The organism is Edaphobacillus lindanitolerans, from assembly GCF_900156305.1.
Taxonomy (GTDB): Bacteria; Bacillota; Bacilli; order Bacillales_A; family Planococcaceae; genus Bhargavaea; species Bhargavaea lindanitolerans.
Genome location: NZ_FTPL01000004.1, coordinates 61804 through 76726, shown reverse-complemented (window position 1 = coordinate 76726; position 14923 = coordinate 61804). Strand labels below are relative to the sequence as shown.

Sequence of the window (14923 nt, the reverse complement as noted above, 5' to 3'; positions counted from 1 at the left end):
GGGAAAAAGGAACTAAGCAAACGCTTGATCAGGGAGGTCTTGGAAGATGAATTTCTACACGACAACCGGTACGCCGGACTTTATGGAAACGATTAAAAACAAGCACGGCGGCGAGGACATGGTCCTGCTGTACGGAGCCGGGAACGCGCTCCTCATGCATGAAACGGAAGGCAAGACGCTGTTCCAGACACCGAAACGCTACGAAGTGATCGGGAGCGCCGGCCCGCTTGCCAAACACGGCTATTATGTGATCAACAACATCCCGGTGACCGATGAGGGACGCCCGATCTTCGAGCACCGGTTTGAAAACCGGGCGAAGATGATGGACGGCGTGCCCGGTTTCCTGACTTACCGGCTGCTGCGGCCGGTGAAGTCGGACACCTACCGCGTGCTCACCGCATGGGACAGCAAGGACCATTATGAATTGTGGAAAGGCTCGAAGGCGTTTGAGCAGGCCCATGCCAAACAGCGCGAAACCCTGCCCGCCGAGAAGGTGCAGCATATCTTCACGAGCGCTTCGTATGTCACGGAGTACACGACCGAGAAAGCCGGCGAGGAAGAGAATCAAGCATGACTGTGCCGCCCCCGTATTTGATGGGGGCGGTTTTTAGTTATCCAGCTTTTCGGCCGCTTGAGCAGACCGATTCCTCCCGCGAGTTGATCGAATCCACCCACGAGCAGGCCGATTCTCTTCACGAGTAGTTCGAATCTCTCACCGAGCAGACCGATTCCGCTTGCCAAGAGTCCGATTCCCTCTTCTAAGAGACCGATTCACCAAAAAAGCCCGGACCGGGAGTCTAGCTCACCGGTTGCACGGGCCTTTCTTCAATCACTGGGCGATTTTAGTGTTTTCCAGATCGAATGCATCAATGAGCGGGCAGTAATGGATGATGCCCTCCGCGACTTTCTGGGCGCCCATCATGCTTACAAGAAGCTGGGTGCCGGATGGCTTTTCTTTTGACATCTTGGCGATGGAATAAGCCAGAAGCGTCAGGCCGCCGGTGATGCGGACCATGGAGTTGACCGTGCCGATGTTCTTCTTCATGCTGATTCCTCCTTCATCTGCGTGCTGTCTGTACCTATTCCCGCTGGCGCCGAACGCAAACGGAGATTCCTGAAAGTTCCCATTGCCCCGGCATTCAGACATTGATATAATAATCAACATTCAAACTATTTCGCTAACCGGAGGGATTTTATATGACGGAACAAACGCTCGGGAATCCGCAGGTCGCCATCAAAGAAAAGCTTTTCGCGAAGCTGGAGGCCGCAAATGACGACATGATCCAGATCCGCCGCCATCTGCACATGCATCCGGAACTGTCATTCAAGGAAGAGAAGACGGCCCGTTACATCCAGGACTTTTACAAGGAACTCGGCGTCGAGGTCCGCGGCAATGTCGGCGGCAATGGCGTCGTGGCCCGCATCAAGGGGGCACATCCGGGCAAGACGGTTGCTCTCCGTGCCGATTTCGATGCCCTCCCGATCGACGACCAAAAAGACGTCGAGTACAAGTCGACCGTACCGGGTGTCATGCATGCATGCGGACATGACGGACATACGGCGACACTCCTGACGCTCGGCAAGGCCCTCCATGAACTCCGCGATGAACTCACCGGTGAATACGTACTCATCCACCAGCACGCGGAAGAATACGCACCCGGCGGAGCAATTTCGATGGTCGAGGATGGCTGCCTTGACGGCGTCGATGCCATCTTCGGTACACACCTCTGGTCTCTCAATGCCGTCGGCACGATTGAATACCGGACGGGTCCGGTCATGGCTGCAGCCGACCGGTTTGAGATTAAAGTCCAAGGCCGCGGCGGCCACGGAGCAAGCCCTCACCAGACGAAAGATGCTGTCGTGATCGGCGCCCAGCTCGTTACGAATCTCCAGCAGCTCGTCTCCCGCCGTGTGGATCCGGTCGAATCCGCCGTCCTGAGCGTCGGTTCATTCGTCGCGGAAAATGCCTTCAATGTCATCGCCGACTCCGCCTATCTGGCCGGTACCGTCCGCACTTTCAAGCCGGAAATCCGTGACCTGATGGAAAAGGAAATCGGCCGGGTCGTCGAAGGTACGGCGATCGCCAACGACTGTGAAATCGAACTCGACTACGTCCGGGGCTATCCGGCGGTCGTGAACCACGAAGCCGAAACAGAATTCATGAAGCGGATCATCGAAGAGGAACTGCCTGGCGTGGAAGCGAAAGAAACCGCTCCGCATATGGGCGGCGAAGACTTCGCCTACTACCTCGAAAAGGTGCCGGGCACCTTCTTCTTCACCGGCGCGATGCCGGAAGACCCGTACCCGCACCACCACCCGCGCTTTGACATCGATGAGCGCTCCCTGCTCATCGCGGCAAAAGCACTCGGTGCCGCAGCGACCGGTTACCAAGAAGAAGTCTCCGAATAAAACAACGCAAAGAAATCCCCGGGCCTCCACTGGCCCGGGGATTTTTCATGCCCGGTTTGCTATCCGGTCCGCCCGCCTCTTTTCCAATCCATCGGCGAGCAGCTGAAAACCGATGATGCTGAAGGTGATGAATGCCATGGCAGAAATCGGGATCCATTGGGCCACCCTCAGATCTTTCTGCAGATCGAGCAGGAGCACCGGCCAGGCATCCGACGTCTCCACCGCCGCAAACGTTCCCCGTGTTTCTTGTGACATGAATGCCTGGTTGATGAACACGCCGATCACGGCAAGCTGGGCAAGCAGGAACATCACCCGCCCCGCTTCGCGGGCAGCAATCCCGGTGAGTTCCCGGCCGATCATCGGACTGTAATATCTCCGGAACATCCCCGGGATGCTTCCGCCGTTGGCCACCGCCGCCTCCATGTAGGTTTCATTGCTGAGTTCAACCATCTTGCTCCTGATGTATTCTGCAAGCCTGCCGGTCTCGGCCAATGCGATGATCAGCGCAGAAAGGACAAGGCGATGCGGAGAAAACATGATCGGCGGGATTGCCAGCAGCAGAACCACAAAAATGATGGTCGGCATGAACGAAAAAACGGCCTCCCATATTCTCAGGAGCACGGCCCCCGCACGGGTATAAAACGAAGCGATGCCCAGGCTCAATGAGACAATTGTCCGGACGAGCACAATTCCCGCAATCGTCAGGAGTGTTTCCCTCGTCCCGATCACAATTCTGGATAACAGGTCCACACCCTTCCGGTCAGAACCGATGAGGAAATCCCCGGATGGTTCGTACGGAGGCGGAAACAGCTTCCCCTCGCCGGTCTTGAGCACGATCGTTTGTTCAAGGTCCGCGTCAACACCCGGAAAATGGGGGCCGAACAGGGCCATGATCAGGATCAGGCCGGTCATGAACAGGCCGATCACCAATGTTTTATTATTCAAAGGATCCCCTCCCTGCCGCGGACGTCCAGCCAATATTTCGCCAGGCCGGAGATCACCTTGATCGCCAGGATCAGCAACGTGAAGTAAAACAAATAGCCTGCGATGGCAAACGTATTGCCGGTGACAAGCGTCCCGAACGAGAATTTCGTCGGATCGCCGAGCGCCTCATATAAATAAAGTGCGGCCCCCCTGTAATTCGTGAACACCTCGATGATGAGCAGATTGGACAGGATATAGAGAATCATCATGTCCGCCTGTGCCAAAATCGGTATGATCCCGTTCTTCAGCATATGTACATACAACACCCTAAACGGGTTGGTCCCTTTTGAGCGGGCCGTCCGAACATAATCCATGCGCTCCTGGTCACGCAGTGTCCTGTAGGTGGCGTTTGCAATGAAAACGGTCGGATAGACCGAGAGGAACAAGATATTCAGGAGCGTCTGTGCCGGGGATTCATGGCCATACAGTTCGATATGAGGAATCCATCCTTTGGAGATGGCCGTCAAAAGACCGATCTGGACAAACACGATGATCACGATATCCGGCACGGATAGAAAACCGAATGTCACCCAACGGCTCGCCGCTCCTCCTTTTCTCTCTTTGTAGAGGAAATCCAGGATTCCTTTTGCCATCCCGACAATCATGGCGATGAGGGCAGCCGGCACGATCAGCGCCAGACTCCGGCCGAACCGTTCGGCGATTTCAAATGAAGACGGGCCGCCATCCAGTCCCCCGACCCCGGGATGACCCGCAAGCAGTGAAAAGAATTCACGTATATTCGCCAGATGCGCTTCCGGGCTGTATTCATACGTAACCCCCTCGAACCTCAGGAAGACATTCCCCTCGACGAACACCACATCCGTCGGCAGGAGGACGATCAGCAACAGAAAACCGAACGCGATCAACCAGATGACCACGGCAGATCCTAATTCCTTGAGCATCCCTTCACCCCTTCAACATTCAGAATAGCATGAATTCTATCCGCATTAAACCCCGATTTAGGTAAAAGGGTCCATGGGTTGACCCGATGAACAGTCAGCGGCAATATAGGAAATGAACGTCTGATGACAAAAGGACTGACTAATCATGAAAGAGATTCACAGTGACATCGTCCAGTTCCGCGGCACCCATTATGACTTCGGCGCTCTCCAAGGAGGGCGGCTTCGCGATTCATTGACCCTTCACAACCGGCAGAGTTCATGGAGGATCCGGAAGCCTCGTTTCAGGATCGACGCCGGTGAAGCGGAAACAGTCTTCCGGACGTTTGCCCCGGGTGTCTGGGAAGAGCTCCGCGGCCTCCGGGATGCACTCGGGTTCCCGATGGAAGAAGTGCTGCGCGACTTCGGCGGATACCGGTCAGAGATCCCAAGGGCCGGCTGCTCGACCATCACGGGCGATCGGTTCATCGCCCGCAACTATGATTTCCATCCGAATACGTATGAAGGGCTTTACACTGTCTTTCAGCCTTCGGACGGCGGACAGGCGGTCATCGGCCCTGCCCAGCGGATCACCGGCCGGATGGACGGACTGAACGAAAGCGGCCTGGCGATGGCGTACAACTTCACCAACCGGAAAAAGCCCGGCGACGGGTTCGTCTGCTGGATGGTCGGCCGCATCCTGCTGGAGGCGTGTACGGATGTGGACGACGCGGTGCGGCTCCTGCACGAACTCCCCCACCGCGGCTCGTTCAGCTACAATCTGCTCGACAAAGGCGGCAGCCGGGCGCTCGTCGAAGCAGGGCCGAGAGGCGTCACCGTCAGGCAATCCCCTTACTGCTCGAATCATTTCGAAGTGCAGACCGGCGAGAACCGGAACTACCTGAAGGACTCGGTCGAACGGCTCGAAGCGATGGAATCCGAACCGGCCGCTCTGTCGGACGCACAGGCAGCCTGGCACCTCCTGAACGACCGCGGCCGCGGCGTCTTCGCCGACAACTATAAAAGCTGGGCCGGCACGATCCATACGTCCGCTTACTTCCCCGACACCCTTACCGCCTGGTTTGCCCTCGGCGGCGACACCGGCCCGGTCGCCTTCGACTTCGGGCGCTGGCTCGACGGCGAGGACTTTGAACGGGAAACCGTGAACGGCAGCGTCGACACGGACATCGGCTTTGCGAACACGGACCGGTTGAGGGGGAAATGAAAAAGATTTCTTGACTTACAAACGGACGCTTCCCAAGTGCTTTGGAAGCGTCTTTTTCTTTTCGACTGGAAATACCATTTTTCATTAAAAGGATATGATTCCGAAGCGTCTAATACATTGACTAAATGCATTTTAGAAGGAGGGAGCAGAATAAAGAGAATCTTTGCTTTGACCATTTCTTTAAGTTTGGTTTTGTCGGCGTGCAGCGGGATCGAGGATGAACCTGAAGCGATGACAGATCTGAAAACCGAGGAATCACTCCAAGAGGTCAGCCAAGATGACAGCACCTTTTCAATTGAATGGTTAGTTGACTCGATGGATCGGGGGAATCATGATCTCGATACTGATGTCCACGGAAAACTTGTAGTCTCAAAGAATGTTGAACCTCTCGAGAGGGGCGATATTATTTACTATGAGCATAATCAGGGTGAACACATCGGAAGAGTCGTAGGGCTGCCCGGGGAAACGATTGAGATAAAAAAGGGACAGGTGTTTATTGATAGCCGGAAGCTGGATACATTCTATGGAACAGCAAGCGTTCGCGGTGATGGGGAAAAAGAATACTTTGAGAAAACACCGAAGGAAAATTATGATTCCGCAGCAATGAAAGAATACTTTCAGACCAGTATGGAGCCGGTTGTTGTAAAAGACCATACCGTGTTTGTATTGGTTGATCACTGGTGGCGGGGATATGACAGCAGATATTTCGGACTAATCCCAAACTCCGAAATAAAAGGGGTAATTGTTGGCCATGAAAAAAACTGAGGCACATGAGTCCTCAGCATCTTTTCGTGTCGGAGGACGAGTGGCGCAAGTTCACCTCCCGAATGAACTGAGTCCCCCTCAGCAGGTCCCTGCCTCCTATCACAGCGGACTGTTGATCCGATAAGACCAAAAAGTGATGCGCAGCCACCCAGGCTGCGCATCACTTTCGTTCATTCCCCCGTAAACCGCATCGTCAGCTCCGACACCGCGTACACCGTCAGTCCGAGCAGGATCGGAACAAATCCGAACCCAAACTGGAACGATGCCGCCACGATGACAAGGACGGCCTGGACGGCCTGGGCACGGCGGACGGTTCCGCGCGCGGCTGCGGCTTTGGCGCCGGCCGGCAGCGGATACAGGCGGTCCATCCGGAATTCCGGGGAGCCGGCGAGCGCGTCGCGGAGCTGGTAGGCGCAGGCGAATGCGAGTGCGGCGCTGAATATTCCCGATGCGACGGGAATCGGGATGAACGCCGCTCCGAGGACCGACAGGACGGTCAGCCGCACCCACAGGTTGAACAGATCATCGGTCCGGATGAATGTCCGGGCGGCCAGATAACGCGCCGCGCCTTTCCGGCTATACGGGATCCGGCCATACAGCCAGTCGAGCCAGCCTCTTCTCCGGACGGCACCGCGGAGATGCGGGACGTCGGTGAATTGGTTGGCGAATCGGTAGAAGCGGGTCATGCGCCCGTTTTCCAGTTCGATGAAGTGCAGGAACGGGAACGGCACGCCGTTCATCGACCGCTGCTTCAGCACCCCGTACACGACGGCGGGCACGAGCAGCAGGACGCCCAGCCACCATTTCCCGTAGAGGGCGGCCGTGACCGGGGCGGCCGACAGGATGAACCGGATGATCCGGTCTCCCCAAACGCCTTCGCCCTGGTCCGACCAGCGGTGGGCGAACTCGGTCCGCACGTTCCACAGATGCAGGGCCGCCACCCCGATCACGATCGCCAGCAGCGCCAGCCCCTTCAGGCCATACACCGTATTCAACAGCGGGATGAACACGACAAACACCGCAACCGGCATGAATATCCCCGACGCGATCGTCCATTTGAGCGCCCCCTGCATGTAGGTGCCGAGCTGGCGCTCCATCGGAAGGAAGAACACGGCGTCCGCTTCCTTCAGCAAGGTGACCGGCGGCGCGTAGGCGAGGATGATGCCGAGCAGGATGCCTGCGAGCGGCGCGGCCGGGAACCCGGCGGGCACTTCCTTCAGCCAGTTGCTGTATGCATAGCCGCCCGCCCCGAGCAGAAAGACGAGGACAATGGCGAGATGCCCGGTGAAGATGAATTTCATGTAGCGCTGCAGCTCCTCCATGTATCGGGTGAAGCGGCTGCGCCACACATCACGCAGGCTGCCCATCGTCCGGCTCCTCCGCCATCCGGATGTACAGATCGTCCAGCGAGGCGCCCGGCATGCCGAACTGCCTGCGCAGGTCGTCCATCGTCCCGGAAGCCCGAAGACGCCCCTCATGCAGGAGGAGGATCCGGTCACAGTACTTCTCGGCCGTCGCCAGAATATGCGTCGACATGAGCACCGACGCGCCTTCCGCTTTCTTCTCGCTCATCTGCTCGAGCAGCGAACGGATGCCCAGCGGATCGAGGCCGACGAACGGCTCGTCGATGATGTACAGCGATGGATTCACGAGGAATGCACACATGATCATCACCTTCTGGCGCATCCCTTTCGAGAAATGCGACGGAAACCAGCGCAGGCGCTTTTCCATCCGGAATTCGCGAAGAAGCGCAGCGGACCTCGCCTCGAATACATCGCTCGGCAGTCCGTACGCCATTGCGGTCAGCTCGAGATGCTCGCGGAGCGTCAGCTCATCGTACAGCACCGGCGTCTCCGGGATATACGAGAACGCACTCCGGTACTTGTCCGGGTCCTCATGGAAGGTCGTTCCGTTGATGCGCACCGTCCCCTCGATCGGCTCCATGAGGCCGATGATATGCTTGATCGTCGTACTCTTCCCTGCACCGTTCAGTCCGATCAGGCCGACAAGCTCGCCCGGCGCGACCTGGAACGACAGGTTGTGGAGAACCGGCTTGCGTGTGTAGCCGCCGGTGATATGGTCTACTTCCAATACGTTCATGTTCACACCCCATTCTTCCCTCCATTTTAACAAATCGGACCTCTTTTTGCCCGGACTGCCCGCACTCTGTTTTCTGAACTTAGGTGAGAAGCACGGTGAAGGCTTGGTTTGGGCTTGTCTAAATGTTTATGCATCAACGCCATGTTTTATTTGGTCTTCAGGCTTACCGGGAACACAGTTAGAGTGTGAATGGGTGTTGCGACTGCATTCCATGGCAACTCAAAAAAGGACAGCCCGCGCTGCCCTCCTGCCACATTCAAGTTGGATGAAGCTTGTCAGCTATTTCTCAACAGCGGCTGCGTGCTGCATCTGAAGGATCCGCCGAAGCTTCTGGAGATTTCAAAGTCTACATACTCCACGCGGATTCCCCTTTCTTCCAGCTGGGCCCCGATAAATTTGAATGCCGGGTCTGTGATATAGACTTCTTCATTGATGGGAAGGCCGTTTGTCGCCAGTCTCGATGCATCATCCAGGGAAACGTATATTTTGTCCCAGTCCTCAAGCTGTTTTGGAATCCCTTGCAACAGTGCGTCCTCGCAGACAATCATGAGGCCTTCCCTGACCAGGCTGATGGCACAGTCCAGATGGAGGATCGTTTCGTGAAGGGGAACCTCCACAACCTCATAACCGTAGTTGCGCACCAAGTTTTTCAACCAATGAACCCCATTCACATTGGATGCAAGTCCGGACCTGCCCACGAAAATCGTTTTGCCGAGGACCAGCACATCCCCACCCTCCAAAAACGGACCATCTTCCGAGTCAGGTCCCGCAGAAAGATCAGGAGTTGGAATAGAGACGTACAGACAATCATGTTCGTTGGATTCTGAAGCAAGCAGTTTTCGGACCGGCTGGATTTCGTTCCGGCGGTGGCGGAATCTGAGGGAACCTTCGATCAGGAACGGGCCGACTGTGAAAAAGGGGTCTCTCACAAAGAAGTTGCTGTAACCGTCTTCCTTTCCCATTTCCTTTTCGTAATCCGTCAGCAGCCTTGGATGCAGGACATCCACACCATATTTCTCAAGCACCTTCTTGAGGTTTTCCCTTTCATTTTCCCATTTTTCCTGTCGTTCCGGAAAGACCTCTTTATAGTTTTTCCCCTGGACATCTTTCCCCATATACAGTTCTCTCGTTTCCTCAGTCAGGAACTCATCTTCACCGAAGTCATCATCGGATGGAAAGGCAAATTCAGACCGGGCCAGCACCACCCGCTTCAGCGGTGCAAACTCACTTTTCACGAAAACTTGACTCATGGTACTCCTCCTAGCTGTTCATGGTGATTCATTTTAATGGCTCTACTTTCGATCTCGGTACAGGCACTTCTCATATCTATTTTAATACAGTCGTGCTAAAAAGGAAACAAAATTAGCCGCTATCCTATTAATCGGCAGCTTTCACGCAAAATAGCGCCCCATCAAAACCAGGGACGCCACCATGTGAACGTTCAATGTGATAAAGTTCAATTATTGCATCTTTTCCACAACACACTTAGAAGGGAGGCATCGCTCATGAAAGGCAACTATTTCTCACATCATGTGAATGCCATCGTTTCTGCGATTCATCAACGCCTGAAGGACCATCAAGGTCCATTGATCGTTTCTTTAGATGGCGGAAGCGGCGCCGGGAAGTCGTCATTGGCAACAGAAGTTTCTTCATCCATTAAATCTACAGTCATTCCTTGCGATGATTTTTTCAACATCAGCATTCCGGATAAAGAGTGGGACAGTTATTCACTCGAAGAGAGATGCCGGTTATGCATCGAGTGGGAACGGATTCGCAATGAAGTGTTGTCCCCTTTACGTTCAGGGGAACAGGCAGCATATCTTCCATATTATCATTCGACGACGAACGATCCGGCAACGGGGCTAATCATCAAAGAACCATCGGACATCATCATTCTCGATGGGATCTACAGCTCACAGTGGCTAAACGATCTGGTTCATCTTACAGTTCTGGTGGCTGCTTCACCCGATGTTCGGTATGAGCGGCATAATCTCCGGGAAGGAACCGAGGATATCGAATGGCATCAGCGCTGGGATCCGGTAGAAGACTATTACTTTACAGTTTTACGTCCTCCCCACACATTTGATCTCGTATTGGTGAACGAATCATTATAGAAGGATGCCGGATCAACACACTCTCGGTGTTGATCCGGTTTACTCATCCAATGCCATCCAACTGCTTCTGCTGAAGTTCCTTTCTAATTCTATTTTGGAATGTCGAATTCCCTTTGCCTTTCCTGTTGATTATTTTCTTTTATCTCCATGAGTTCTGAAATGGTCACAAACCGATAGCCTTTCTGCTCGAACTCCGGCAAGATTTTCTTCAGTGCCTCCACTGTTTGTTGTCGATTTCCTCCGCCATCATGAAAAAGCACCACATTTCCTTCTCTTGCCCCGTTCGTGACCGTGCTTACGATTTTCTTGACGCCGGGATTCTTCCAATCCAACGTGTCCAGGTGCCACGACCACATGACTAATTTATAACCCTCTTTAGTCACAGCCTCCACTTGATCATCCGTGTATGACCCTTCGACAGGACGGAATAATTTAGGCTGTTCTCCGGTGATCGCTTGGATGGCCTCATGGGTTTTTCTGATTTCCGCAATCAATTCAGAGGTCTCCATATTTCGGTTGTGTGTGTATGTGTGATTGGCGACTTCATGTCCTTCGTCGATCATTCTGAGCACGAGATCCGGGTTCTGTTCAACATGCGCCCCGACTACAAAGAATGTCGCATTCGCCTGATGGTCTTTCAGGATATCCAATATTTCCGCTGTATACTTTCTGTGGGGGCCATCATCAAAAGTTAAAGCAATGACTTTTTCTTCCGTGTTGATTTCCCACAAAATCTGCCCGGCCTGCTCATAATATTGTCTTCCTTTATCGGCATGGGAACTTTTAATCCCCACAAACAGGCCCAAGAGGGCAATAAAAAGGGATAAAGGCAATATCAGCTTTTTCATGATTTCACTCCCCGAGAACAGTTTGATGCTGTTAGTTTTCATCATTCAGTAAAATCAATCCCTGCTCGTTTTTGGATGTACATCTACATTGCTGATATTGGAGCGGCTTATTTTTTATGAAGTGCTCTGTCGTTGACGAGCCGGTTCACATGCACTGCAACAGAGAAAATGCACAGATATTCAGCGTTTTTTGTTTTGCATGTACGGCGGCACTACACTCCCAGTTAGTGATTTAGAATGTGAGTAAATGGGGGCTGCTGAAATGAACGATGAACATCTATTAGATAAACTCAAACGTGTAGCAAAAAAGTTAAAGCAAAATCTATTCGTTTTATATTTATCCTATAAAGACGACAGGACGCCATGGTTTGCAAAGGTGGTAGCCATTTGCGTTGTGGCCTATGCGTTTAGCCCGATTGATTTGATTCCGGATTTCATTCCGGTTTTGGGTTACTTGGATGATTTGATGATCGTCCCTCTCGGCATCGCCTTCGCCTTAAAACTCATACCGCCTGAAATCATTGAACTTCATACAGAACAGGCAGAAGAGATGAGAAAGAAGGGCAAACCGCAAAATTGGTTTGTCGGCATTCTCTTTATACTCATTTGGGTATTACTTGCGATCTGGATTTGCAGACTAGCCTTTCAAGTATTTTCATGAACATTCTTCTGAACATTGATTGGGAAGATGATCCGAGTTCCCCAACAAACGGATAGACTCCGACGGCATCATGGCCGTCCATTTGAAATTGCTTAGTTCTGTAAGGGATTAGAAACACGTCCCCAATCCACCCACAGCAAAAAGCCCTCCGGTTATTTGAACCGAAGGGCTTTCCCAACCATAAAGAAAGACCGTTGCATCTATTGGCAAAGTGCCATTGAATAAGCCCCGGAATATTTGTGGTCTTGAGCTATTTAAACACTAGGGTAAGTACATCTTTTAAGAAAAGCGAAGCGATATTGAACGCGCCATAAAAAAGGAAAAATAAACCTCCGAAAATAACTGCGTCTTTTTTAGTGAAAGACAGAGAAATTTCGTATTTGCTCATTCCACGAACACCTCGCCTTTATTTTTTGTAGATACCCTCTTCACCAAGACTTTACCATTGATTTTCGGTTAAAGTAAATAATTATTAGTCAATTCAAAAACAACCAGGTCTGCAAGGCCTTCCATTGTCTGAAGCGTTAAATTTTTTAATGAATTAATGTTTCTTATATAGTTGGTTTGGTACGATGCACTATTCATTTTTTAGCTTGATAATCCGAGTCTGGCTCCTACTTCTGCATACTCTATATCTTTTCTTTCTGCATTCCAATTACCAAATGTTTGTCCGTCCCATATCGCTCCGGTTTCAACGAAACCGACAGACGCATACAACTTCCGGGCGGCTTCGTTTACCATCCAATATGATGTAGAAACTGCATCGGCTTTTCCTTGTGGAAACGACTTTATGTAATCAATAACTTTCATCATTGCTTGTTTGCCAAATCCTTTGCCTTGATGCTTTTTATCAATCATAAAGCGATTAAGTCCATAAGTAGATTTGTCTCCATATTTTTCACATAAAAATGCACTTTCTGCCAGTTCGAAAAATCCAATATCGACATATCCTATGACTTCATCATTGTTGCATATAGCGAAGATCATAGGAGGTTTTTCGTCGTTGAGTATCTTCACATAGGCTTTAGCTAAACAATATATGCTGGAATCCACATTTCTTTTCTGCTCGTCTGTTATGCTTAACTTCAACACTGCCTCAAAATTATCGTGGGTAATTTTTCTTAATTCAATCATTTTTCTCCCCTACTTCCGAAAATATAAATTTATTGCATCTGCCCGTAACGCCGTTCCCGTCCCCAAGGGCGAAGCGCAGACAGCCGGACAGCGTTCCACGTACCTCCGTGCCTTATTTTGAGTAATAAGACCCCTAATACTGACGGAATCTTGATATCGAAATGGCTTCTTGGCTTTTTAAAATCACAATATAGGAAGGAAATTGTCGTCTAGAAAACCAGCATGAACCAGCATGAATAAGTCCAACTACAATCATAAAACGCACTGAGGCACGGCATCAAGCATAGTGACGACCAATTCATCTATTATTCAAATAATGCATCGCCGTTCAGTCCGACAACGTTGAGGCAAGTGTTGAACAAACGGTTCTCGAGGAAATAGGTGGGTGTCCCTGCCATCTTCCTGTACGGACTGCGACACACACGTCTCTTTGCTCCTTGTCCAAAGGGTGACTGCTCATCATGTTTCCGAACGTCCGGACAATACCGTAGAGTTAATTTATATGGTCTACGGACATGCTTGGATTGGGGGGACTTTCTGGAGAAGCTTTCCTCGACTGACGACTCAAACCGCCTGGTATCCATGGTTTCACCAGGCATCCTCCATTGTCTGAAAATATGATAGACTGAATGAAAGATATGAAAAAGGAGCTGTTGACCGATGACTGAATGTATTTTCTGCAAGATTGCCGATGGCACGATTCCGTCGGCGAAAGTGTATGAGGACGACAATGTCCTGGCATTCATGGACATCATGCCGACGACGAAGGGGCATGTCCTCCTCATCCCGAAGGTGCACCGCGAGAACATTTATGAATTCAGCGAAGAAGAGGCGGCGAACCTGTTTTCCGTCGCACCGAAGATCGCCAATGCACTGAAGGCCGAGTTTGAGCCGGCCGGCATGAACCTCCTGAACAATACAGGGTCGGCAGCAAGCCAGAGCGTCTACCACTTCCATCTTCACTTCATCCCCCGCTATGATCGCCAGACGGACGGCTTCGGACTCAAGTGGGAGACGAAGGAACAGGATTATCCGCCGGAACGCCTGCAGGAAATCGCTGGCGACATTGCGGCCCGGCTTGGGAAGTAAACCTTGAAAGAAACCGGATAACGCGGTAAAATCGGTCTACGCATCCCGCCTGCGGCCAAGAGGGCACGCAGGGGGCGGCTAAAAAATGAGTCCAGTTGAGGAGAGATGAGCAATGAAAACAAAAAATCTCGTATTGATGGCGCTGCTGATCGGTATCGGAACGGCCCTGTACATGGTGATTCCCGGATTCAGCGGAGGCATGAAGCCAGACTTCATGCTCACGATGATGTTCATCGGGATCCTGCTGTTCCGTGATGTGAAGAGCGTGTTCGTCCTGTCGCTTGCGACGGGGGTCCTGTCCGGTTTGTTCACTACATTCCCGGGCGGGTTCATCCCGAACGTCATCGACAAGACCGTCACCGGCTTTGTCTTCTTCGCGGCGGTGCTTGCACTCGGCAAACTTGCCGGCAGGCTTCCTGCGGCGACGGTGCTGGCCGGGCTCGGTACGCTTCTTTCGGGGACAGTCTTCCTGTCGGTCGCGATCTTCGCGCTCGGTGCAGACTTCCCGTTCACCGTCCTTTTCGTGTCGGTCGTCCTGCCGGCGATCTTGATGAACGGCGTCGCCTTCTTCATCATCTACCCGATTGTCCTGCAGCTCGCGAAGCGTTCTTCGTTCGAAACAGCGCCATCCCATTGAACCTGCATAATCTTTCCCCGGCCTCCTTCGGCCGGGTTTTTGTTTTGTTTCAATTGCTCGCTTCTTTTGCCCATGTTTT

General features: G+C 52.4%; 16 protein-coding genes. 8 read left to right on the top strand and 8 right to left on the bottom strand.

What is annotated here, in order from left to right; translation table 11 throughout:
* Nucleotides 1-46 precede the first annotated feature (46 nt).
* Entirely contained in the window at nt 47-574 is a 528-nt protein-coding gene (locus tag B0B07_RS12580; protein ID WP_076759404.1) for an antibiotic biosynthesis monooxygenase family protein, read from the top strand.
* A gap of 255 nt (nt 575-829) precedes the next feature.
* Here the strand turns inward: B0B07_RS12580 and B0B07_RS12575 are convergent, their stop codons facing one another.
* A complete protein-coding gene (locus B0B07_RS12575) occupies nt 830-1045 on the bottom strand; it encodes a YgaP family membrane protein (RefSeq protein ID WP_084186692.1) in 216 nt (71 codons plus the stop codon).
* A 152-nt stretch (nt 1046-1197) separates the two neighbouring features.
* On the opposite strand from B0B07_RS12575, the gene B0B07_RS12570 reads away from it, so the two are divergent.
* The gene (locus tag B0B07_RS12570; protein ID WP_084186691.1) at nt 1198-2409 is read left to right on the top strand and encodes a M20 metallopeptidase family protein; all 1212 of its coding nucleotides are present in this window, start codon (nt 1198-1200) and stop codon (nt 2407-2409) included.
* A gap of 45 nt (nt 2410-2454) precedes the next feature.
* On the opposite strand, the gene B0B07_RS12565 is transcribed toward B0B07_RS12570, so the two are convergent.
* Nucleotides 2455-3354, bottom strand: coding sequence for a hypothetical protein (locus B0B07_RS12565; protein WP_076759402.1), 900 nt, complete (start codon nt 3352-3354; stop codon nt 2455-2457).
* Complete coding sequence (locus B0B07_RS12560) at nt 3351-4295, bottom strand: ABC transporter permease subunit (protein ID WP_076759400.1); 945 nt, start codon at nt 4293-4295, stop codon at nt 3351-3353. The genes B0B07_RS12565 and B0B07_RS12560 overlap by 4 nt, the downstream gene beginning before the upstream one ends.
* 145 nt (nt 4296-4440) lie before the next feature.
* Between B0B07_RS12560 and B0B07_RS12555 the strand changes: the two genes are divergently transcribed.
* Both B0B07_RS12555 and lepB read left to right on the top strand, forming a co-directional pair.
* Complete coding sequence (locus B0B07_RS12555; RefSeq protein ID WP_076759399.1) at nt 4441-5496, top strand: C45 family autoproteolytic acyltransferase/hydrolase; 1056 nt, start codon at nt 4441-4443, stop codon at nt 5494-5496.
* Nucleotides 5497-5532: 36 nt separating this feature from the next.
* Entirely contained in the window at nt 5533-6261 is a 729-nt protein-coding gene (gene lepB / locus B0B07_RS12550) for a signal peptidase I (protein WP_159438447.1), read from the top strand.
* Between the two features lie 170 nt (nt 6262-6431).
* Here lepB and B0B07_RS12545 read toward each other — a convergent pair whose 3' ends face one another.
* The 3 genes from B0B07_RS12545 to B0B07_RS12535 all read right to left on the bottom strand — a co-directional run bounded on the left by B0B07_RS12545 (nt 6432) and on the right by B0B07_RS12535 (nt 9611).
* Nucleotides 6432-7628, bottom strand: coding sequence for an ABC transporter permease (locus B0B07_RS12545; RefSeq protein ID WP_076759397.1), 1197 nt, complete (start codon nt 7626-7628; stop codon nt 6432-6434).
* Nucleotides 7612-8361, bottom strand: a complete 750-nt coding sequence (locus tag B0B07_RS12540) for an ABC transporter ATP-binding protein (protein ID WP_076759769.1) — start codon at nt 8359-8361, stop codon at nt 7612-7614. Before B0B07_RS12540 ends, B0B07_RS12545 begins: the two co-directional genes overlap by 17 nt.
* A gap of 275 nt (nt 8362-8636) precedes the next feature.
* The gene (locus B0B07_RS12535; RefSeq protein ID WP_076759396.1) at nt 8637-9611 is read right to left on the bottom strand and encodes a dimethylarginine dimethylaminohydrolase family protein; all 975 of its coding nucleotides are present in this window, start codon (nt 9609-9611) and stop codon (nt 8637-8639) included.
* 255 nt (nt 9612-9866) lie between these two features.
* On the opposite strand from B0B07_RS12535, the gene B0B07_RS12530 reads away from it, so the two are divergent.
* Nucleotides 9867-10475, top strand: a complete 609-nt coding sequence (locus B0B07_RS12530) for a uridine kinase family protein (protein WP_076759395.1) — start codon at nt 9867-9869, stop codon at nt 10473-10475.
* Nucleotides 10476-10564: 89 nt separating this feature from the next.
* Here B0B07_RS12530 and B0B07_RS12525 read toward each other — a convergent pair whose 3' ends face one another.
* Nucleotides 10565-11323 (bottom strand): polysaccharide deacetylase family protein, encoded by a 759-nt coding sequence (locus tag B0B07_RS12525; RefSeq protein ID WP_076759767.1) that lies wholly within the window; start codon nt 11321-11323, stop codon nt 10565-10567.
* A 262-nt stretch (nt 11324-11585) separates the two neighbouring features.
* Here B0B07_RS12525 and B0B07_RS12520 point away from each other — a divergent pair, with 262 nt between their 5' ends.
* Complete coding sequence (locus tag B0B07_RS12520; RefSeq protein ID WP_076759766.1) at nt 11586-11984, top strand: YkvA family protein; 399 nt, start codon at nt 11586-11588, stop codon at nt 11982-11984.
* A gap of 588 nt (nt 11985-12572) precedes the next feature.
* On the opposite strand, the gene B0B07_RS12515 is transcribed toward B0B07_RS12520, so the two are convergent.
* Nucleotides 12573-13118 carry a GNAT family N-acetyltransferase gene (locus tag B0B07_RS12515; protein ID WP_076759394.1) on the bottom strand — a complete coding sequence of 182 codons (546 nt, stop codon included), beginning with the start codon at nt 13116-13118 and terminating at the stop codon, nt 12573-12575.
* Nucleotides 13119-13778: 660 nt separating this feature from the next.
* Between B0B07_RS12515 and B0B07_RS12510 the strand changes: the two genes are divergently transcribed.
* Nucleotides 13779-14207, top strand: a complete 429-nt coding sequence (locus B0B07_RS12510; RefSeq protein WP_076759393.1) for an HIT family protein — start codon at nt 13779-13781, stop codon at nt 14205-14207.
* A gap of 112 nt (nt 14208-14319) precedes the next feature.
* Nucleotides 14320-14844, top strand: a complete 525-nt coding sequence (locus B0B07_RS12505; RefSeq protein ID WP_076759391.1) for a tryptophan transporter — start codon at nt 14320-14322, stop codon at nt 14842-14844.
* Nucleotides 14845-14923: the final 79 nt, after the last annotated feature.

Excerpts from the sequence above, each read along its gene's own strand:
- B0B07_RS12580 (WP_076759404.1), top strand. The coding sequence starts at position 47 with ATGAATTTCTACACGACAACCGGTACGCCGGACTTTATGGAAACGATT.
- B0B07_RS12575 (WP_084186692.1), bottom strand. The coding sequence starts at position 1,045 with ATGAAGAAGAACATCGGCACGGTCAACTCCATGGTCCGCATCACCGGC.
- B0B07_RS12570 (WP_084186691.1), top strand. The coding sequence starts at position 1,198 with ATGACGGAACAAACGCTCGGGAATCCGCAGGTCGCCATCAAAGAAAAG.
- B0B07_RS12560 (WP_076759400.1), bottom strand. The coding sequence starts at position 4,295 with ATGCTCAAGGAATTAGGATCTGCCGTGGTCATCTGGTTGATCGCGTTC.
- B0B07_RS12555 (WP_076759399.1), top strand. The coding sequence starts at position 4,441 with ATGAAAGAGATTCACAGTGACATCGTCCAGTTCCGCGGCACCCATTAT.
- B0B07_RS12545 (WP_076759397.1), bottom strand. The coding sequence starts at position 7,628 with ATGGGCAGCCTGCGTGATGTGTGGCGCAGCCGCTTCACCCGATACATG.
- B0B07_RS12540 (WP_076759769.1), bottom strand. The coding sequence starts at position 8,361 with ATGAACGTATTGGAAGTAGACCATATCACCGGCGGCTACACACGCAAG.
- B0B07_RS12535 (WP_076759396.1), bottom strand. The coding sequence starts at position 9,611 with ATGAGTCAAGTTTTCGTGAAAAGTGAGTTTGCACCGCTGAAGCGGGTG.
- B0B07_RS12530 (WP_076759395.1), top strand. The coding sequence starts at position 9,867 with ATGAAAGGCAACTATTTCTCACATCATGTGAATGCCATCGTTTCTGCG.
- B0B07_RS12525 (WP_076759767.1), bottom strand. The coding sequence starts at position 11,323 with ATGAAAAAGCTGATATTGCCTTTATCCCTTTTTATTGCCCTCTTGGGC.
- B0B07_RS12520 (WP_076759766.1), top strand. The coding sequence starts at position 11,586 with ATGAACGATGAACATCTATTAGATAAACTCAAACGTGTAGCAAAAAAG.
- B0B07_RS12515 (WP_076759394.1), bottom strand. The coding sequence starts at position 13,118 with ATGATTGAATTAAGAAAAATTACCCACGATAATTTTGAGGCAGTGTTG.
- B0B07_RS12510 (WP_076759393.1), top strand. The coding sequence starts at position 13,779 with ATGACTGAATGTATTTTCTGCAAGATTGCCGATGGCACGATTCCGTCG.
- B0B07_RS12505 (WP_076759391.1), top strand. The coding sequence starts at position 14,320 with ATGAAAACAAAAAATCTCGTATTGATGGCGCTGCTGATCGGTATCGGA.